21 protein-coding genes are annotated in these 19,427 nt (G+C 62.0%); 11 read left to right on the top strand and 10 right to left on the bottom strand.

Annotation, left to right across the window (positions count from 1 at the left end; all coding sequences use genetic code 11):
- The first annotated feature begins 382 nt into the window (after positions 1 to 382).
- The 6 genes from AC5WNJ_RS10625 (at position 383) to AC5WNJ_RS10600 (ending at position 4,503) form a co-directional block, all read left to right on the top strand.
- Complete coding sequence (locus AC5WNJ_RS10625) at positions 383 to 1,378, top strand: FecCD family ABC transporter permease (protein ID WP_495929632.1); 996 nt, start codon at positions 383 to 385, stop codon at positions 1,376 to 1,378.
- Positions 1,375 to 2,226, top strand: coding sequence for an ABC transporter ATP-binding protein (locus AC5WNJ_RS10620; protein WP_495929631.1), 852 nt, complete (start codon positions 1,375 to 1,377; stop codon positions 2,224 to 2,226). The genes AC5WNJ_RS10625 and AC5WNJ_RS10620 overlap by 4 nt, the downstream gene beginning before the upstream one ends.
- Positions 2,223 to 3,446: an ABC transporter substrate-binding protein gene (locus AC5WNJ_RS10615; protein WP_495929630.1), complete on the top strand. Its 1,224-nt coding sequence runs from the start codon at positions 2,223 to 2,225 to the stop codon at positions 3,444 to 3,446. The genes AC5WNJ_RS10620 and AC5WNJ_RS10615 overlap by 4 nt, the downstream gene beginning before the upstream one ends.
- Before the next feature lie 71 nt (positions 3,447 to 3,517).
- Positions 3,518 to 3,688 (top strand): hypothetical protein, encoded by a 171-nt coding sequence (locus AC5WNJ_RS10610; protein WP_176677418.1) that lies wholly within the window; start codon positions 3,518 to 3,520, stop codon positions 3,686 to 3,688.
- Positions 3,689 to 3,739: 51 nt separating this feature from the next.
- Positions 3,740 to 4,138, top strand: coding sequence for a Lin0512 family protein (locus AC5WNJ_RS10605; RefSeq protein ID WP_495929629.1), 399 nt, complete (start codon positions 3,740 to 3,742; stop codon positions 4,136 to 4,138).
- Positions 4,135 to 4,503, top strand: a complete 369-nt coding sequence (locus tag AC5WNJ_RS10600; protein WP_176677416.1) for a Lin0512 family protein — start codon at positions 4,135 to 4,137, stop codon at positions 4,501 to 4,503. The genes AC5WNJ_RS10605 and AC5WNJ_RS10600 overlap by 4 nt, the downstream gene beginning before the upstream one ends.
- A 129-nt stretch (positions 4,504 to 4,632) precedes the next feature.
- On the opposite strand, the gene AC5WNJ_RS10595 is transcribed toward AC5WNJ_RS10600, so the two are convergent.
- On the bottom strand, positions 4,633 to 5,664 hold the full coding sequence (locus AC5WNJ_RS10595; RefSeq protein ID WP_495929628.1) for an HlyD family secretion protein: 1,032 nt from the start codon (positions 5,662 to 5,664) through the stop codon (positions 4,633 to 4,635).
- Positions 5,665 to 5,749: 85 nt separating this feature from the next.
- Positions 5,750 to 7,351, bottom strand: coding sequence for an MFS transporter (locus AC5WNJ_RS10590; protein ID WP_495929627.1), 1,602 nt, complete (start codon positions 7,349 to 7,351; stop codon positions 5,750 to 5,752).
- A gap of 119 nt (positions 7,352 to 7,470) precedes the next feature.
- On the opposite strand from AC5WNJ_RS10590, the gene AC5WNJ_RS10585 reads away from it, so the two are divergent.
- Complete coding sequence (locus AC5WNJ_RS10585) at positions 7,471 to 8,220, top strand: IclR family transcriptional regulator (protein WP_495929626.1); 750 nt, start codon at positions 7,471 to 7,473, stop codon at positions 8,218 to 8,220.
- A 262-nt stretch (positions 8,221 to 8,482) separates the two neighbouring features.
- Here AC5WNJ_RS10585 and AC5WNJ_RS10580 read toward each other — a convergent pair whose 3' ends face one another.
- A complete protein-coding gene (locus AC5WNJ_RS10580) occupies positions 8,483 to 9,178 on the bottom strand; it encodes a haloacid dehalogenase type II (protein WP_495929625.1) in 696 nt (231 codons plus the stop codon).
- 358 nt (positions 9,179 to 9,536) lie between these two features.
- Here AC5WNJ_RS10580 and AC5WNJ_RS10575 point away from each other — a divergent pair, with 358 nt between their 5' ends.
- Positions 9,537 to 9,662 (top strand): hypothetical protein, encoded by a 126-nt coding sequence (locus AC5WNJ_RS10575; protein ID WP_290441651.1) that lies wholly within the window; start codon positions 9,537 to 9,539, stop codon positions 9,660 to 9,662.
- Positions 9,663 to 10,009: 347 nt separating this feature from the next.
- Here AC5WNJ_RS10575 and AC5WNJ_RS10570 read toward each other — a convergent pair whose 3' ends face one another.
- Positions 10,010 to 10,525: a lactoylglutathione lyase family protein gene (locus AC5WNJ_RS10570; protein WP_495929624.1), complete on the bottom strand. Its 516-nt coding sequence runs from the start codon at positions 10,523 to 10,525 to the stop codon at positions 10,010 to 10,012.
- Between the two features lie 242 nt (positions 10,526 to 10,767).
- On the opposite strand from AC5WNJ_RS10570, the gene AC5WNJ_RS10565 reads away from it, so the two are divergent.
- The gene (locus AC5WNJ_RS10565) at positions 10,768 to 11,643 is read left to right on the top strand and encodes a LysR family transcriptional regulator (RefSeq protein ID WP_107336393.1); all 876 of its coding nucleotides are present in this window, start codon (positions 10,768 to 10,770) and stop codon (positions 11,641 to 11,643) included.
- Positions 11,644 to 11,763: 120 nt separating this feature from the next.
- Here the strand turns inward: AC5WNJ_RS10565 and AC5WNJ_RS10560 are convergent, their stop codons facing one another.
- From AC5WNJ_RS10560 to AC5WNJ_RS10535, 6 genes are all read right to left on the bottom strand, one after another.
- Entirely contained in the window at positions 11,764 to 12,093 is a 330-nt protein-coding gene (locus AC5WNJ_RS10560; RefSeq protein ID WP_153636169.1) for a gamma-glutamylcyclotransferase family protein, read from the bottom strand.
- 72 nt (positions 12,094 to 12,165) lie between these two features.
- Complete coding sequence (locus AC5WNJ_RS10555) at positions 12,166 to 13,149, bottom strand: LysR substrate-binding domain-containing protein (RefSeq protein WP_495929623.1); 984 nt, start codon at positions 13,147 to 13,149, stop codon at positions 12,166 to 12,168.
- Positions 13,150 to 13,446: 297 nt separating this feature from the next.
- Positions 13,447 to 13,923 carry a GFA family protein gene (locus AC5WNJ_RS10550; protein ID WP_495929622.1) on the bottom strand — a complete coding sequence of 159 codons (477 nt, stop codon included), beginning with the start codon at positions 13,921 to 13,923 and terminating at the stop codon, positions 13,447 to 13,449.
- Between the two features lie 162 nt (positions 13,924 to 14,085).
- The gene (locus tag AC5WNJ_RS10545) at positions 14,086 to 14,412 is read right to left on the bottom strand and encodes a gamma-glutamylcyclotransferase family protein (protein WP_253060865.1); all 327 of its coding nucleotides are present in this window, start codon (positions 14,410 to 14,412) and stop codon (positions 14,086 to 14,088) included.
- 261 nt (positions 14,413 to 14,673) lie between these two features.
- A complete protein-coding gene (locus AC5WNJ_RS10540) occupies positions 14,674 to 15,273 on the bottom strand; it encodes an HD domain-containing protein (RefSeq protein ID WP_054556215.1) in 600 nt (199 codons plus the stop codon).
- Complete coding sequence (locus AC5WNJ_RS10535) at positions 15,273 to 16,442, bottom strand: TauD/TfdA family dioxygenase (RefSeq protein ID WP_495929621.1); 1,170 nt, start codon at positions 16,440 to 16,442, stop codon at positions 15,273 to 15,275. Before AC5WNJ_RS10535 ends, AC5WNJ_RS10540 begins: the two co-directional genes overlap by 1 nt.
- Before the next feature lie 615 nt (positions 16,443 to 17,057).
- On the opposite strand from AC5WNJ_RS10535, the gene AC5WNJ_RS10530 reads away from it, so the two are divergent.
- Both AC5WNJ_RS10530 and AC5WNJ_RS10525 read left to right on the top strand, forming a co-directional pair.
- Positions 17,058 to 18,527, top strand: a complete 1,470-nt coding sequence (locus AC5WNJ_RS10530) for a hypothetical protein (RefSeq protein WP_495929620.1) — start codon at positions 17,058 to 17,060, stop codon at positions 18,525 to 18,527.
- A gap of 2 nt (positions 18,528 to 18,529) precedes the next feature.
- Positions 18,530 to 19,426, top strand: coding sequence for a hypothetical protein (locus AC5WNJ_RS10525; RefSeq protein WP_141392014.1), 897 nt, complete (start codon positions 18,530 to 18,532; stop codon positions 19,424 to 19,426).
- The last annotated feature ends 1 nt before the right edge of the window (position 19,427 follow it).

Below are 19,427 nucleotides of genomic sequence, written 5' to 3'. Positions count from 1 at the left end.
AGCGTGCGTGAGCAGGGCAGGCGTGACTAGGGCGGGTGTGGGAAGCTCTGGTGTATGAAGGACTGGTGTATGAAGGACTGGCGGCGCCGCCTGGCTGGGTTGAATGGGCGTGAGCTAGGGCGCGCAAATCGCCAGTCGCGGCCGTGCGCATTGTGACTGCAGGCGTCAATCATTATCATCTGCGCATGATTCATGCTGATAACCGAGCTGCCTGGCGGCTGCGGTGGGCCCTGATGCATGGAAGTTCACTTCCTCCTCCTAGTGGCAGACCTTGCTGGTGATTGAAAAAAGTCCGATGTCTCACCCCGCGCACGCTCAGGCCTCAGCGCCTGAGTCGTCGCCTACGCTCGCCCAACAGTACCGGCGGTTCGCCTGGAAGCGCGTGGTGATTCTCACCGTGCTGGCCCTGGCCCTGTTGCTGGCCATCTTCGGCGGCATCATGACCGGCCCGGCGGACCTCGCGCTGTCCGATCTGCTCGGCGAGCTGTTCCACCCCGGCTCCCACGGACCCATCAATGAGGCCATCGTCTGGCAGATTCGCCTGCCGACCGCCGTGATGGCGGCGCTGGTCGGTGCAGCCCTGGGCCTGGCGGGCGCCGAGATGCAGACCGTACTCAACAACGCCCTGGCCAGCCCCTTTACGCTGGGCGTGGGCGCGGCGGCGACGCTTGGAGCCTCGCTGGTCATCATTCTGGATGTCGCCTTGCCGGGGCTGCCGCCCAGCTACACCATCGCGCTGATGGCCTTCGTGTTCGCGGCGCTGTCGATACTGGCCATCGATGCCGTGGCCTCGCTGTATGGCGCCAGTCGCGAGGTCATCGTGCTGTTCGGCATCGCGCTGGTCTTCGTGCTCAATGCCGTCAATGCGCTGGTGCAGTTCGTGGCCAGTCCCGATGCCCTGCAGCAGCTGGTGTTCTGGACCATGGGCAGCCTCTCGGAAGCCTCTTGGGAGCGAGTCGCGATCATCGCCAGCGTATTGGCCGTCTGCCTGCCATTCGCCATGCGGCGTGCCTGGGCGATGACGGCGCTGCGTGCCGGGGAGGACCATGCGCGCAGCTTCGGCGTACCGGTCACGCGGCTGCGGCGTACGGCGCTGCTGCGCGTCAGCCTGCTGGCGGCAGTGGCGGTGGCCTTTGTCGGCACCATCGGCTTCATCGGTCTGGTCGGGCCGCACATGGCGCGTCTGGCGCTGGGGGAAGACCATCGCTTCTATCTGCCCGGCAGTGCCCTGGCCGGCGCGCTGGTGCTGTCACTGGCCGCGACGGCCAGTGAATCACTGGTGCCCGGACTGGTGCTGCCGGTGGGCATCGTGACGTCCCTGATCGGCATTCCGTGCTTCCTCGCCTTGCTGCTCGGTCAACGCAGGGGGCAGGCATGAACCATCACGTCTTTGATTCGCAGGCGGCGCTGAAGATCTCGCAGCTGACCACCGGCTACCAGCGCCGGCTGATCTTCGATGGTCTCGATCTGCCGGCGCTGCCGGCGGGGTCGCTGGTCGGTGTGCTCGGTCCGAACGCTGTGGGCAAGTCGACCTTCCTCAAGGCGATCGCCGGCATGCGACTCGCCAAGGGCGACATCCACCTCGGGAAGCTTGCGCTGTCGTCACTGCATGGCGCCAATCGCATGCGTCATGTCGGCTACCTGCCGCAGACGCTGCCGCAGCCCACCAGCCTGGTGGCCTACGAAGCCGTGGCCAGCGCCTGCCGCGCGGCGCGTGCCGAACTGAGCCGCGAGGCCACCGACTCGCTGGTCGAGCAGGTCTTCGCGCGCCTGTCGCTGCATTCGCTGGCCTTCCGGCGCATGGACACGCTCTCCGGTGGCCAGCGTCAGATGGTCGGCCTCGCCCAGGCGCTGGTGCGTCAGCCGCAACTGCTGCTGCTGGATGAGCCGACCAGTGCGCTGGACCTGCGCTGGCAGCTGGCCTTGGTCGAAGGCGTGCGCGGTGTGGTGCAGGAGCAGCAGGCCATCTGTCTGATCGCGCTGCATGACATCAATCTGGCGCTGCGCTTCTGCGATCAGATCATCCTGTTCGCGCCCTCCGGCCTGCTGGCCACCGGGGCCCCGCGGGAGGTGATCACCGCCGAGCATGTGCGTGAGGCCTATGGCATCGAGGCACGGATCGAGAGCTGTTCGCTGGGCCATCCGGTGGTACTCACCGATCGCGTCGCCGACTCGGCCCACACCGATATCGGTCAGATCACGCGCGATGCCGGAGTCAGACGATGATGGCGGTGAGCACAAGACTGGCAGGCGCCTGCCTGCTGGCACTCGCCACTGTCTTTGCAGGCGCCTTCTCAAGCGCGCCGGGCAACCTTGCCCATGCCGCCGAGCCGGTCGCCAAGGTGCCCTTCGCTACTGAACAGGCCCAGGCCAGCTTTCCGCGTCAGGTCACGGATCTCGCCGGGCGCGAGGTGACGCTTGAGTCCTCACCGCAGCGCATCTTCCTGGCCCAGCCGCGCCAGTTGTATGCGCTGCTGACGCTATTGGATGCGCCGCTTGAGCGTATCGTCGGCTGGGCCTACCCCCTGGCGGTGTTTGACCCGGCGATGACCGAGCGTCTTGAAGCGCGCTGGCCGCAACTTGCCACGCTGCCAGCGCTGAGTCGCGCCTCGACGCCGAGCCTCGAGGGCGAGGCCCTGCTGGCGTTGACGCCGGACCTGGTGCTGTTCGATCTCTCCCAGCGTTCGCGTATCGAAGGCTCGCCGCTGGCGGCGCTGCTGGATGAGGTTGGCACTCCCTGGCTGTATGTCGAGTTCAATCATCATCCGCTGCAGGATGCTCCGGTCAGCGTGCGCCTGCTGGGTGAGGTGCTCGGCGTCGAGGCGCGTGCCCGCGAGGTGGATGACACTATCGCGGCGCATCTGGCGCTGATTGACGAGCGTCTGGCGACGATAACCGAACGGCCGCGTGTGTTGATCAATATCGCACCGGGCGTGAAGGTGGATTGCTGTCGTACCAATCTGCACAACGGCGTGGCGGACCTGGTCACGCGGGCCGGCGGGCGCAATCTGGCCGCTGAACTGGCACCGGTCAGCGGTGCCACCCTCAGCAAGGAGTGGGTGCTGGCACACCCGCCCGAGGCGATTCTCAATACCGGTGGTCAGTGGGCCAAGGGCGATGGCCTGCGCGCCGGCATCGGCATCTCGGATGAGGATATCCAAGGGGATCTGGCGCGCATGGTGCAGACACTGCCCGGCTGGCAGTCACTCGATGCCGTCAAACAGGGCCGGGTGATGGCGCTGTGGCATGGCTTCCACCAGGGGCCCTATGCCATCGTCGCGCTGGAGGCCATCGCGCGCTGGCTGCACCCCGAGACCTTTGCCGACCTCGACCCCATGGCCACCTTTGCCTGGCTGATGAACGACCCGACGCTGTCGCGCGGCAGTGGCCACTTCTGGGGGCAGCTACCCAGGGACCACCGCACGGAAGTCGTATTCCCTGATTGAGACTTTCCTGAAACGATGGAGCAACGCCTTCATTGCCCGAGGACGCTATCCGGGCATCGACGGGAGACTACATGTCAGCGCCCGATGACCCCAGGCCGCCAGTGACGCCCAGCCCGGTGCGCAGTGCGCAGCTGGTGGCGATCGTCCTGGCGCTGATCGCGCTGTTCAAGGGCGATTGGCAGGGCGCCCTGCTGCTGGGCGGGGTAGGCTGGGTGATCGGACTCTTCAAATATCCGCGTTGATGTGCGCCGAGTGCGGTGCGCTTTCTGCGTGACAGCAAACCAGGGGGGAATGTGGCCAAGACACGCATGGTGACCCAGTTCGGCATGGGCACCTCCATCCGCAGCCAGAACTACACCGAGGCGGCGGCACGTGGCATCCGCGACGCCCTGTGGCACAACTCGCTCAATGTGGCGGACGCCTTCGGCTTCTCCAAGGAGGCGATGCTGATCGAGGTCGAGATCGGCGTGCAGCAGCCCGACAAGGTCGACAGTGACGCCCTGCTGGGCATCTTTCCCTACGGTCAGCCCAGTGTGCGCGTGTTCAAGGGCGGGCTGGACGTCGCCAAGCCGGATGGCAGCGGGGTCAGCGTGATCGCCAACGTCGCCATCATCGTGTCATTCGACATGGCGGCCGCCGGTGCGGCGCCCACTTCTTCCACGCCCGGGCAGTCGGCAGGAGGTCAGTCATGAGCGAGCAACGCATCATTCTCGAGATGGGCACCGGCAATGACCTCTACGGCATGGACTACACCAAGGCCGCCTGCCGTGCAGTGCATGACGCCCTGCATCATTCCTCCATCGTGATGTTCCAGTCACTCGGCATCGATCACCACCAGATGCGTGTCGAGGTCACCATCGCGGTCCAGGAGCCGGACGCCGTGGATGCAGACGCGGTGGCGCGCGAGCTTCCCCGTGGGCGCGCCGAGGTGACGGTGGTGCAGGGCGGTCTCAATGTGCATGACGAGGCCAGTGGCCAGACGCATGTCATCGCCTCGGCCGCCATCGCCGCCATGCTCGATATCGACCACGACGCCTGGCAGCTGTGTCAGTCGTAGGCAATGCGCGAGCGTGCTGATTGAGGTCGTGCCGGTCAACGAAGAAAGCCCCCGTGCGTCAGTGACGCACAGGGGCTTTTCGGTTCAGACCCGATGGCGCAGGTGATGACTGCCGAGCCGCGTGTCGAATCAGGATTGTGGCTGGGTCGTGACATGGGCAATCACGGACATGCCGATGCGTACCTTGTCGAAGTCGGGCTGGTTCGCGTCGAACACGATCTTGACCGGCATGCGCTGGGTGATCTTGGTGAAGTTGCCGGTGGCGTTCTCGCTGGCCACGGCCGAGAAGGCGCTGCTGGAGGCCGGTGCGATGCTGTCGACATGGCCAGTGAAGGTCTTGCCCGGCAGGCTGTCCAGCGTCATCTCGACCGGCTGCCCCGGCGCCATCTCGGCCATCTGGGTCTCGAGATAGTTGGCGACGACATAGGCTTCCTTGTGCGGCACGATGGCCAGCAGCGAATCACCCGGTTGCACATAGGCACCGACACGCAGTGAGCGCTGGGTGATGATGCCGTCCTTCGGCGCACGAATGACGGTATAGCCGGTGTTCAGTTCCGCCTGCTCGAGCGCTGCACTTGAGCGTTCGACCTCGGCCAGGACTTCCACGCGCTGGGCCTCAAGGACGCCGATCTGCTTTTCTGCCGAGCGCTGTGCCGCCTGGGCCTGCACGAGATTGGCTTCCCAGATGCCCTGCTGTTCATCGGCCTTTTCCTTGTCCTGCTGGGAGGCGGCGTTGGTCATGCGCAGGCTGCGGTAACGCTTGGCATCATTGCGCGCATAACGCAGCGAGGCCTGGGTGGACTTCACTTCCGCGATGGACTGCTGAACGACGGCGTGCTGACGCTCGATGTTGGCATCCAGGTCACCGACCGCTGCCTGCTGGGCGGCGAGATCGGCCTGGGCGGAGTGCAGGGAGGCCTGGTAATCGCGGTCATCCAGCGTGGCCAGAATCTGGCCTTCCTTGACCACTTCGTTGTCTTCCACCAGCACCTTGTCGATCTGACCCGCGACGCGTGTGGTCACCATCACGCTATCGGCGCGCACATAGGCATTGTTGGTGGCTTCGCGGCCATCGTGGCCCTTCCAGTAGAGGCCCGCGTAGGTCGCGACCAGCAGGAGCGCCAGAACGCTCAACAGTAGGGTGGTACGTGTCTTGTTCATGTCGGTGTCGTATCTCGTCGTCTACGTCGAAGAAGGGGAAGTGGCTGAATCCTGGCTGGCGGGCAGCCGCCGGCTTTGTCTGTGTCTATGCCCCGGAGGGTTGTGCTTGAGAGGGCTGAGCCTGAGAGGGGCGTGTCTGCGAGAGCTGTGCTGGCTCTGGTGATCGGTCTGGTGATTGAGCTGCCGGTGCCGGTTGGGGCGGCCAGGCGCGGATCGGCAGCACCATGACCAGTATCAGCAGCGCCACCACGAAGGGGATGATGGCGAGGTAGGCATCCGCATAGCTCATCACGGAGGCCTGCTCGGAGATGCGCGTGGTGATATCGCTTGCCGCGTCGACCTGGATGAGTCCGGCGGGCTGATTGCCCTGCAGGCCGAGTGCTTCGCCCAGGCGGGTGGTGTGCAGGGCTTCACGCGTGACGAGGAAGCTTCCGTAGACCGTGGAGGCTACCACCGTGAACAGGGCGCGCAGCGAGTTGACCATCGCGGTGGCGAACGGCCCTTCCAGCGGGCTGACCGCCCCGGTGGCATTCATCAGCAGCGGTACCACCACCATCGGCTGGCCCAAGGTGTTGAGCACCTCGATGAGATAGAAGTTGTCGCGATTCCAGTCGCTGGTGAGCTGCGAGCCCAGCAGGCAGCTGATCAGGATCAACACCAGGCCCGTGGCCATCACGTAGCGGCTGTCGACGCTCTTGCGGTTGATCAGTGTCGCCACCAGCGGTGCCAGCAGCAGCTGTGGAAGGGCCATGGTCAACATGACCGGGAACAGCTGCATGGGGCGATAACCTTGCACTTCCCCCAGGAAGGCGGCGGGAATGGTGCCGGCGGCCAGGGTCAGGAACATGAAGGTACATATGGTGATGATGCCGAAGGCAAAGTTACGGCGTGCCAGCAGCTGCAGCTTGTAGAGTGGCATCGGGTGGAACCACTCATGGATCAGGAAGGTCACGAAGACCAGTCCGCCCGTGGTCAGCAGGGCGACGATCAACGGCGAGTTGCCCCAGTCGAGTCGCTCACCCTGGGTCATGCCGGCGACCAGCGCGCACAGGGCGGTGACGCCCAGCAAGGCACCGAGCCAGTCGAACTGCTTGCAGCGTTCCAGCTTGAGCGGGTCCTGCGGCAGGCCCCAGGAGACCAGCGCGGCGGCGAGAATACATACCGGCGCGGTTTCCCAGAACACCAGATTCCAGTCGCCCAGGTCACCATAGAGAGCGGCCAGCGGTGCCGACAGATAAGGGCCGAAGGTGGCCGTCATCGCATAGGCCGACAGGCCATAGAGCTTGCTGTGCCAGGGCAGGAAGCGCAGCGCTGACATCATCAACAGCGGCAGGATGCTGCCGGAGGCCAGGCCCTGGGCCACGCGCAGCCCCGCCATCAGCGGGAAGCTGTCGGCCAGGGGCACCAGCAGCGAGAACAGGGCCAGTGACAGGCAGGCACCGATCGCGAAGCGGCGCAGGCTGAAGGTGACGGCCAGCCAGCCGGCGAGCAGCATCATCGAGACTTCCGCCGCGCTGTAGAGGGTGGTCAGCCAGCTGCCCTCATCGTGGGAGAAGCCGAAGTGTCCGACCACATCCGTCAGGACGGTCTGCGTGACACGCTCTCCCACACCGGACATCAGCGATGCGAGCAGGATGCCCACAAGACCGAGTGCGAGTCGTAGATTGAAGGGTTGAGGAGCGGCCACTGTAGAGTTCCCGTTTTGAGGTGAAGCGCTAGACACGTTTGGGTGTACCATTATGCGGAGCACTGTACCATCTAGTGGTTTTGTTAGGCAAGTAGTTAGCTTGTTAAGGAGTTATGTCCGTGTCCACAAGAGAAGGTAGTGGCGTGCAGGTCGTGGCCAGAGTGGCGGCGATTCTCAAGAGTCTGGAAGGCAGTGAGCAGGGCATGAGTCTGGGGGAGATCGCCGCCAGCAACGATCTGCCGCGCTCGACCGTCAAGCGGCTGGTCGATGCGCTGGCCCAGGAAGACCTGCTGGAAATCCACGGCCATGGCGGGATACGGCTCGGCTCTGCGCTGATGCGGCTGGCGCGTCATAGCCAGCTCGATATCACCACGCATGCCAAGTCGTTTCTGGAGGCGTTGAGCGTCACCACCGAGGAAACGGTGGTGCTCTGCAGTCTGAGCGGCAACGAGCTGCTGATACTGCACTCGGTGTTGTCGCCGCTGCCGCTGCGGGTATCGCCGATGGCCGGCAACTTCCTGTCATTGCATGCGACAGCCAGCGGCAAGGTGCTGCTCTCGCATCTCGAGGACGAGCAGGTGGAGCGCCTGCTGGGCACGGATCTCACGGCCTACACGGACAACACCCTTGCGATGCCGGCACTGTTGACGCAACTGGCCGAGGTGCGTCGCACCGGTATCGGCCATGACGAGGATGAGCATATGCAGGGAGTTGGCGCGATCGGAATCGGCCTAGAGACCAGCCAGGGCCATTACTCCGTGTCCGTGGTCGGCCCCTCGTGGCGCATCAGCGAGCGCAGGGCGGAGATTCAGGCCGCGCTGCAGGCGACCCGTGACGAGATGCTCAAGGCCTTTCGTTCACTCGAGTGAGGGCGTCCCGCCAAGACAGCAAGGCTGCCATGTGCGGCGGCTGATCGAAAGACGAGATGGTGGAGAGGGCGAACAGGAAGGCAGGCACAGCCACGCCGCTCACCCGAATGGGCGAGCGGCGTTTATTTACTAGGCAGCACTCAGAGACAGAGCTGAGAAACTGAGCTTGGAAAGAGAGTTTGGAAAGAGAGTTTGGAAAGAGAGTCTAGCAAGAGAGCCTAGCAAGAGAGCCTAGCAAGAGAGCTCAGAGGCCAGTGCTCGCTCAGGCCTCTCTGGCCGCGATCAGCTGGTCCGCCAGGGTCATCAGCTCCGCGGCGATGAAGTCCGGGGTCGGCACATTCTCGGCGGGCAGCACGGCATTGTGCGGGCGCGTCAGCAGAGCCCCCTGCATGCCGGCGGCCTGGGCTCCGATGGTGTCCCACACATGGCAGGCGATCATGCACATGTCGCCCAGCTCGACCTCGAGCTGCTCGGCGACATGCTGATAGGTGGCCGGCGCCGGCTTGAACTGCTTGACGCTGTCGACGCTGAAATGCCGCTCGAAGGCGTCGCTGATGCCGGCCTTTTCCAGCGGTGTCGGGGAGGCGCCCGCGGGAGAGTTGGTCAGTGTCACCAGGCGGAATCCGGCCTGCTTGAGACGCTCAAGTGCCGGGGCGACATCGGGATGTGCCGGCATCTCGGCCATGCGCGACTTGAGCTCACCGATATCGTCATCCGTGAGCGTGACCTGATGGATCTCGGCGACCATCTTCAGGGCACCCACACCCAGCGCGCCGAAGGGGGTGTAACGCCCGGAGAGTGTCATGGTTTGCGAATACAGCACCAGCTGCGCGAACCATTCGCGCAACACGCCTTCATCACCGAACACACGCCCGAACAGCGGTGACAGGGTGGTGATATCGAGCAGCGTCTCGTTGACGTCGAACACCAGTACGTTGGGGAAGGTCTTGTCGGGCATGATGACTCCTGGGGGGATATTTCAGACATGCGGTAGGCGCGAAGCGAGGTAGCAGGCACGGGTGGCGCCAGGGGGGGGGCAGCACCAACGGCTCAGCGCCAAGGAATCAGTGCAGGCAAGCCCACGCCGCTTTCTTCATGCTTCATGGCGCAAGACTACCCGTTATTGAGCGATTGCTCAAATCATGGCCGCTGGCAGCGTGAGGACGCCGGTCAGAGGTCTGGAATGGCACCGGTAATTTCAGCGCCAGATGGAGGTCGACATTTTCATGATCAAATGTTGTACAAATATTGAATTTACGCCATATTGCGTCGCAGAAGGGCTGAAAAAACCAAGAAAACAGCAGGGGTAAGGGACAATGAGCAATATCGCTATCTGGATGGGGCTTGGCTTGGCCGTCACCTTTGTGCTGTTGGCGACTGGCGTCTTTGACAGGCTACTGACCCGTATCGAGCAGGAGGATTCGGCCCGCGAGACGGAATGATCCTGCGGTGCGCCGGCCCATGGCTTCACGCAAGAGCCCACCCGCCAGGGTGGGTTTTTTCATGCCTGAAATGAAGGGGGGGGGCTGACGAGACAGCCCCCCAGGAGGCTTGTGCCGACAGCTCGGCAGTGCCCGGGGCTCGCCAGCTCAAGGAGCGTATTGGAGGCGTTGCGTGCTTCGATGTGTACCGGCAAGAGTTGTACAGATATCACATCGTGGCTAACGGCAGGACAGGCCAAGGCATGGCATGGAGAAGGTGTCAGGCCGCGAGGCCATCAAGACACGCAGCGGATACAACAAGGCCCCGCCATGGCGGGGCCTTGTTGTATCTGACGTCTGCGCCGTGCTCAGTTCTGGTAGGCACCGGCGGCGTAGGTCATCTCATAGCTGTGGCTATAGACCTCGAGGATGTTGCCGAACGGGTCTTCCATGTAGACCATGCGGAACGGCTTCTCACCCGGGAAGTACTCGCGTACCGGCATGCGCTGCTTGCCGCCGGCGGCGACGATGCGCTCGGCCAGTCCCTCGACGTCCGGGTCCTGAACGCAGAAGTGGAAGATGCCGGTCTTCCAGTACTCGAAGTTGTTTTCCGGCGTCTCGTGGTTCGGGAATTCGAAGATCTCGACGCCGATATGGTCACCGGTGGACAGGTGGGCGATGCGGAAGCTGCCCCAGCCCGGGCCGAAGACATCGCTGCACATCACGCCGATGGCGGAGTCATCTTCGGTGATGGTGGTCGGCTCCATGATCACGTACCAGCCCAGCACTTCGGTGTAGAACTTGACCGCAGCTTCCACATCACCGACCGACAGGCCGATGTGGGAGAAGGTGCGCGGATACGGTGTGGTCTTTTCGTTGCTCATGAGTCACCTCGATATGTGAGTCGTGAAGGAAATGGTTCGGTTACTGCCTGCGTGACGTTGGATGCCATCTTGGGCGTCATGAGCAATAATGAAAACTACGTAGGTGTTATGATAATGATAAGACTTGCTTATGGTGGTAGGAGTTCTCTGTCGTAGTTCTGCTGATGCTACTCCTCCGACGCTGACTTCCTGATACTGCCCCCTGACTCTGCCCCCTGATTCTTCCAGCCCCAGGAGCTTGAATGCTGCAACCCCAATGGCTACGCACCTTTCGCACCCTGGTGAGTGTCGGCAACTTCACGCGCACCGCGGAGCGGCTCGATCTGACCCAGGCCGCTGTCAGTCAGCATGTGCGCCAGCTGGAAACCCGACTTGGCACGCTGTTGATTCGTCATCCGCGCAAGATCGAACTGACGCCGGCCGGCCATGCACTGCTGGATTTTGCGCGTGAGATGGAAACCGCCGAGCAGCGCCTGACCCAGCGGCTGGCGGGCAATGAAGACAGTCATGGTGATATTCGGCTGATCACGCCGGGCAGCATTGGCCTGGCGATCTATCCGCGCTTGCTGGCGCTTCAGCAGGAGTCGCCGGGCCTCAATGTCCACCATCGCTTCGCGCCGACGCGCGAGGTGGTGGAGGCCGTGCTGGAGAATCGCTTCGAGTTGGGGATCGTCACGCTCAAGCCCGATGACCCGCGCCTGAGCGTGACGGAGTGGGCGCGTGAGCCCCTCGAGCTGGTGGTGCCGGCGGGGGTCGAGATCCATGACTGGGGGGATCTCGAGACACTGGGCTTCATCGATCACCCGGATGGTCAGGACATGGCCTCGCGCCTGTTGAGCCGGCGCTTTCCGGGCAATCCGGGCATCAGCTCATTGCCGCGCAGTGGCTCCACCAACCAGATCAGCCTGATTCTGGAGCCGGTCGCCCGTGGGCTGGGCTTCAGCGTCGTGCCGCGCCATGCCCGTGAGGCCTTTCCTGATCATCAGGCCATCCGGGTGGTGCCACCGCCTGAGGGCAGTACGGAGGTGGTCGATACCCTGTGGCTGCTCACGCGTGCGGAATGGCCGCTCTCGGCGCGCGCCAGACGGGTGTTGGAGTATCTGAAGGTGTCGCTGTAGCACGCCGAGGCATCAGTACTCAGGTATCAGCGCTCAGACCTCGACACTTAGGCATCGACGCCGGGCATCAGCGCACTGATGAGCTTATGGAGCAGTTCATGGATCATTTCATGGTGGAGCTTACGGCTGGCTCAGCGCATAGACCTGTGCCGTCAGGGTGCTGCCATCTTCCAGCGTGATCGTGGCCGGCTGGCGAAGGTATTCGCTGCCTTCGAAATCATCCAGCGCCTGCCAGTGATCGGCCAGGTTGTCGGAGGAGAAGACGTGACCGCGGATGGTGTCGCCCGCCTCATCCAGTCTCAGCCCAGGAAAGCCCATCTCAGCCCCCCAGCCAGCTGCCTCCAGGCGGCCCTTGAGGGTGCCGGGTGTCCAGCTGCCACCAATGTCGAGCATGACGTGTTCGTTGGGGCCGCCCGGGCCGAGGGTGCCGTAGATGAATAGGTGCTGCATGGGAGTCTCTGTCGTTCGTCGGGGGATAAGCCTGTCTCGGCGGCGCGCGCCGGACGGAGCGATTGCGGCCGCTCACGGCTGCCTTGAGGTAGGCCCCGGAATCTCGAGGCCGGAAAATTCGCGTGTCAGCCAGCGGGTGATGGGTTGGATCACGGCACTGTTGGGGTGGCGGACACTCATGCGATAGCCGTGGCGGTCCCGCGAGATATGCGGCGTCAGGGCGATCAGCGAGCCGTTGTCGAGCAGGTCCTGGATGACGTGGCTCCAGCCCAGCGCGACGCCCTGATGATTGACGGCGGCATTGAGCGTCAGCGGAAAGTTGTTGTAGGGGAAAGCCTTGTCGAGGCGCGGCACCGGCAGCCCCGCGTGGCGACACCAGGTGGCCCAGTCTAGCCAGCGGGTATCGCGCATGTCCAGATGCAGCAGGGTGATGCGCGACAGCGCCTCGGCGTCCAGCCCCTTCTCGAGCCCATGACGCCGGGCGTAGTCCGGGGAGCAGACCGGGAAGGCACGCTCCGCGACCACCAGCGTATCGCGATGATCGCCCGTCAGCGGCGGGCCGAAGCGGATCGCGATATCGGCCTGCTGCATCTGCGGGTCTTCATCGCGATCGATCGGCAGCAGCGTGAAGTGACAGTCGGGAAAGTCCTGTTCCAGCCGCTCCAGACGCGGGCGCAGCCAGACATGCGCGAAACCGGCGCCCGCGGCGATGGTGATGCGCGGCGTCGGCTTGTGCACCTTGCTACGTGCTTCCGTGACGGCACTGCATACCTTGCCAAGCCCGCTTGCCAGTTCGGCATGGAAGGTCTCGCCGTAGTGGTTGAGGATCAGTCGGCCGCCCTGGCGATCGAACAGCGGGTGGCCCAGGTGCTCCTCCAGCGCGCGGATGCGCTGGGAGATGGTGGGCTGGGTGGTATCCAGCTCACTGGCGGCGGCCGTCATCGACCCCAGACGGACCGTCACGTCAAAGGCGACCAGCCCGCGCAGGGAGGGCTGGTCATCCAGAGGGCTTGCGCTTTCCAGCGGCGCTGGGGTGCTTGTCTTTCGGGCCGGCACGAGAGTCCTCACTGTGATGCGCTGTCGCGGCGCTCCTGTCGTACTGTTTTGGCCTAGATGATGGCCTGGCTGATGGCTCGGGCGATTGCCTGGCTCAGGCATGAGAAGGCATCAGCCAGGAATCATCGGATAAAAACAGGAGTGCCGCCTTGTGTAGGCGGCACTTATACGCGACGCAGCGAATGACATCAACGCTCAGCCCGGCGGATCAGGCCATGAGGTCGCAACGGATCCTGACCAGCGTCGCATCGGATCCTGATCGACGCGTTGCTGGTCCTGATTGACGCGCCGCTGATATCAGTCGGTGTCGCGCTCGGCAATCCGCGCATGCCAGGCGGCAATGCTCTCTTCGGGATACTCGGCATGATGAGCATCACGCGCTTCGTGCGCGACTTCCACCCAGTTGGCCTTGCTGTCGAGCATGATGTGGACATGCTCAGGTGGCACGGGCAGCGGGGTGTCTATCGCCCCCGCCTGAGGGTGGATCAGCTCCGGCCAGCGGGCATCGTAAAGCCACAGCGCGCTCCCGCAGCGCTTGCAGAAGTGTCGTTCCGCCGGACTTTCGATCCCGTCGGTCACCGCGTGATAGATGGAGAGATTGTCCCGGCCTTCCACCTTCAGGGTGTCGGCATCGCCCGCCAGGTTGATCGCGTAGCCACCGCTGCCCGCCGTCTTGCGACAGATCGAGCAATAACAGCGCTGATACGGATAGGGGTGCGGCGATTCGAGCTGGAATGTGACGGCCTTGCAGTGGCAGGAACCTTCAAGCTGCATGAGGAATCTCCCTTGTGATGCATGAATGAGGACGCTGGCGCTGACTGGCCATGCATCGCCCGAAGGACAATGTTACGCCATCCGGGCGCAAGGCGGCGGGCAGTCATACACGGTCATCCAGCACTTGCACGAGCCATCCGCTATCCGCGCCGCACGTGAGTCTCACTGCGGCAGGGCGTAGACATAGGCCTCGAGTTCACGATTGTCATCGAGAATGACGGTCGTGATGGTGCGCTGATAGATGGGGGCCTCGAAGTCATCGAGAGCATCCCAATGCTCCGGCAATTGCGCCGAGGAGAACACCTGGCCGCGTATCACCTGGCCCGAGTGGTCGATGACCAGCCCCGGGAAGTTGTGCTCATCGCCGTGATCGGTGTTTTCCAGTCGGCCGCGTAGATAGGCCGAGCGCCATTCGCCATCGATATTGGCGATGACATGCTCATTGAGGCCGCCGGGGCCCAGTGGACCGTAGATGAAGAGATGTTCCATGCGTCTACCTGTCGGGTTGGGGAAGGAGGATGATCCGCGAGGGAAAGACGGCCGTAGCGGCACCGCTTTCATTGATACTGACGTTAGTCAGTGATGATGAAGGCTGAGTGGCAAGGTTCAACCCCTTGTTGATGTGGCGCACTCAACGCCACGCCCACAAACTACATTGCCCCCACTGGGCGAGCCAGTGAGGGCAAGGGTCAAGCGAGGGAGCGCAGGAGAAGAAAGTCAGTCGCGTTTCACGCCCCCGCCTTCACATGCTCAGACGCGGCTGTCGAAACCGCCGGCTGGCTCTTCGCCGATCACGTCCGGATCGAAGGGTTTGCGCGCGAAGACGCGACGCAGTGCCGGTTCGAAGTGCTCCAGCGGCGGGGTCGGGTAGTCGGGATCGAAGGCGGCCTGATCATAACGCTCGCAGAAATCCACGCACTTCTGATACCAGGGGTGGTCCTTGTAGATCTCGCGCTCGTTGCGGTCCTCGCCGTAGAAGTGGCCGTAGTAGAACTTCTGGAACAGGCCGTGGTGATGGATGATCCAGGTCACTTCGGCACGCACGTACGGGCGAATGATGGCAGCGGCCAGCTGCGAATGATTGTAAGGTGCCAACTCATCGCCGAGATCATGCAGCAGGGTGGCAACGACCAGGTCGTCATCGGCGCCATCGGCCTCGGCGCGTGCCGCTGACTGCAGGGAATGCTCCAGACGGCTGACCTTGTAGCCACTCAGGCCATCATCGAGCTTGCGCAGGGCAAGCTTGAGACGCTCCACCAGCCCTTCATTGAACTGATCTTCAAGACGCTCGAGCAACGCATAGTCTTCTGCGGTGCCATCCTTCATCTGGGTGAATGAAACCTGATCCATTACGCCATTTCCTCACGGTTTTCTTGTTGTGCCTGCTGCTGACGCTGACGCATCAGGGTGGTGGCGAAGCGCTCACGCGGGCCGTCGCTATCCATGTAGCAGCCCTGCAGGTGGCGATGCCCCTCATTGGTGTCGAACGCGGTACGGCCATGCAGCACGCGGGTATTGTCGAACATCATCAGCTCTCCGGATTCGAGCTGGAAGCGAATCTCGTTGGCCGGGTCCTGGAACAGCTGCCCCAGACGCTGGCGGGCCTGATGGTAGCGGCGAGTGTTCTCCAGCGACATGTGCGGCAGGTGATCGAGGCGCGGGCTGTAGTTGACGCCGATGGGCTCACCATCGGAATTCTCGCGAATCACGCAGCGACGCGTAGTCAGCTCGGTGCCGGCGTCCAGGAAGCGGAAGCCCACCGGGGTGGTGCGTAGCAGTTCATAGCCTTCCGGCATCTCAGCCTTGAGCTGCTTGAGCGCATTGAGGCTGTCGACCAGCGTGGACAGGCCACCGGTGGTCTCGTTGACCAGGCAGTGCAGCATCTGGATGCCCGGCACCGGATCACGATACGGGTTGTCGGTGTGCGGCCCAAGCGCCACGCTGCGGTAGGCCAGGTCATTGCCCGTCGGACGCGAGTACACCTCGAAGTAGCTGCCGAAATTGGTGTCCTTCACGTAGCCGAAGTGACCGGCCACTTCCAGAATGCGCTCCGGATCGGTCGGCACGTTCTGCACGATGAGGTAGCCAAAGCGCAGATAGGCCTTCAATGCCTTCTGGAAGTCCTCATTGTTGCCCATCTTCTCCCAGTCGACGCGCTGCGCCTGCTGATCGATGCTCGCATCCCAGCTCTCGGGCTTGGGGAACGGCGTGATGCCCTGCAGTTCAAGCGCCAGCATGGTGAGGTCATACACCTCGCAATGCCCGTCACTGAAGGTGAATTCCACGTGCGTCTCGTCGACTGGGCGCGCCGCGGTCAGCTCGAGGTTGACGTCGATGGCATGCGAATCGAACAGGCGCTGAGTGGTTACCTCATCGAGCTGCTCCGGGTCCTGGGTGCGCTCGCGCAGCCACAGCGGGCTGACCGGCTCCAGGCCTTCGGCGGTGATCAGATTCAGTGACAGCGGCGACTCGCTCAGGGTCAGCGGCAGCGCGTCGGACAGGGCATTGGTCAGGGGCATGCAGGCATCTCTCCATTAGCACGGTTGTATACCGTGGCCATTATGGGAGCGAGGCATGGGACCTAAGTAGGGGGTGAGTGTTATCGGAGGGTATGCATTTTTCTTATGGGGCGGATGGAACCCGGGGTAATGGCCCATGAAGGGTACTGGTGTCAGATTGATAAACAAATAAATAAATAAATAATCCCGCTTATTTTATGTGATTAAGAAAAACAGAGACTTACAGAAAGCCATTAACGAGAAACGCAGTTTTGTTGTCATATGGTAAGCGATTCTAGGGGTGGGCGTTTCTTGCCATCCGGCAAGAGCTACTTATTTTCTGTTATTGAACAACAGGTTATGAAGACAGTGTGACCGGGAGGCCAAGCCCATTGGGCTGGCCGGAAATGTCCGCGTACGGGGGGCTGGCGAAAGAGGTTAGAGTAGAGAGATTTGGTAAGCAGTGTAATGCATCAAGGTACGACAGGGGAAATAAAATCGCCATGGTTGTATTGTTTATCATTGCGTTATTTTTAGTCTATTTTGTATGACATGTATAAAAAAAACATCATTTTTATTGTTTTCCATGGTCCGGCATGATTTGCTACGGTGTACCTCTCTAAGCTGGAGGGCGTTATGTTGCTAGAGTTTCTGGAGCAGGCTCGCAATGAATCCATGGCACGTCGTGAACTGACTATTCAGTCTCACGCGCTGCTGGTCGTGCGGACACTGGATTCGATCTATAGCGCCCTACAGCGCAAGTTGTTTGACGGAGTCGACTTTGACGCCCTCGCGGCCATCATGCACCTCTTCGACGCCATGCTTTACTACGCCGACCGTGAGCACCAACCGGGCATGACTCGCAAAGAAGCGGAGTGGTGCTTGGCGGAGCACCTGCAGGAGGCGTATCCGGGACAAAAAGCCTCAAGCTACACGCAGGTAGCCGGCAAGATTTTCGCGGCGATCAAGGACCCTTTTCGCCTCCGGTACTACGATTTCACCGAACGCGCGCATTCCGATGAGCAGGTCGTTCGCCTGATACGCCACGACCAAGTGCTCGGTTCCGATGATATTCTCTGGTCTCTGACCGATGAGGGGATGCTGTTTTACACCCTCCGTCTGGACGAAACGCCAATAGAGCGAGCTGCGATTCTCGCTTGGCGAACTCTCAAAACCATCCGTCGAGGCGAGATCGATAAAGCGGTACAGCAGATCCAGTCAACCCAGCGGCAGTTGGAGCAATACCTGATTGGGATGCGGATGAAAGTACGCGCCGCGCAGTCGGGTGATTTGAGCACATCCTATGCGCACGATATCCGTCCCGTACTCAGCGACTCCTTTGATAAGACTCAGGAAGTGCTGGGGCATATTCAGAACACCCTGTCGACCATTACCGAAATGCTGGCTGATGGACACTCGGAATTGCACCCCGACAAGCTACACAAGCTACGCAAGGCGCAAGAGATTTTTGCCGAGGTCAGCACCTTCACACTGAGCTATCAAGATTGCTTGCACGATGTGAACAAGGATTTTGAGCGGGCTCGCCTGAAGCTAATCATTCCCAGAGACAACACCCTGTTTCGGGAGACGCTGGAACAAGGTGCACTCAAGCCCTTGCTAGCCCATGCCCCAGCGACCGCCGAACAGAGAATGGATGAGCTGGTCACGCACCTGTTGGCTCCCCGAAACCAAGATGACGACCTGCACACCCTGCTCGACCTCGAGGCAGTGCTTAACCTGTATCTCGATCAGTTCGAGCAAGAGCTTCCACGCGAGATTCACGACCCCACCGAGCAGCCCGTTGCCATTGAAGCCACACTGCGCGGTATTCCCGACTCGGTAGTTAAGCACTGCAGCGACTGGGTTAGCGCCCGTTTAAAGGATCGTGGGCGCGTCAGTTTTGCTGATGTGTTTGACGCCTACGCGAACGGCGAGTTGTCCGAGCTGGAGCAACAGGTCTGCTTGCTCCACATCGGCAGTTTAGCGGCCAACAGCGATCCTACCATCGAGGTGGATGTGGACGACGCCCCTATCGAAACAGCGCTCTGGCGGGCTGACAATATCAGCCTACTGACAGTCGCCCCCGCACTGCCCTTTGAGGAGTAGTCATGTACGAGATGCATCAACAGGCCAAACTCTATGCCGAGATCGCCACACAGGCGATCATGGGTTCATTGGGGTACAAGATGGGGGAGGAGCCAATTCAGCGAGCACTGGAGCTTCAGGGAGACGTTCTGTTCGCTGAAATTATCCGTGGCGTCGCGGCCGGTATGAAATTGCGTTACCTCGGCATCCACGAGACATACGGAGTATTGCTGACTGCAGATGGTCGTGGCCCTTTTGCCCCCACCCTGGGCTGGCTGAATAAACGCCTGCTACCTGAAACCACAGCAGAGCAAATGAGCAGAGAGCGCAAGGAGCAGCGTCTCTTCGCGGGATTAACACTGATCGCGTTGCTGGCCGATATGTTTCCCAACCCCGATGCGGTTCGGGTCGAGTCCGGTCAAACCAGCGGTACCAATGCTACCTCAGTAGTAACCAAGCTCAACGACGTTGCCGACCAGGTGATCGCGCAACGCAAAGCTGAGGGGGACGATGTGGTGGACGGCATGCTCCTGGCTGCCCGGTTTGTGCAGGAAGAACGTATCCCCCGCATCCACGACGAGAAGGTGGGGCGTGTCTCCAGCATTCGCTCGCAAACGGAAATGGCAATGCGCTGGATACAGCTGCTGCAGGAGGAAGGCTTCCTGGCAGAGGACAGCAGCCTGTCAGGAGAATCCGACTGGTACCCGACCCAGAAGCTCAAACACTATCTGCGCCATACTGGCATTGAAGAGACGGTACGCTTTGTGATGAATATCGACCCCACAACAGGGAAGCCGCCGTCCGACCTTGTCGACAGTGATGCGGCGGGGTCAGTTGACAACCCGGAACCTGCAGCGGCCAAGGGCCAGCCTGATCCCGTCGAAACCGCTGAAACTCTACGCTCGGGGGAGGTCTACTAGG

This window comes from Cobetia sp. PDI-23MA, from assembly GCF_059507735.1.
The sequence above is the reverse complement of the archived record's forward strand: the minus strand, read 5'-3'. Positions and strand labels throughout refer to the sequence as shown.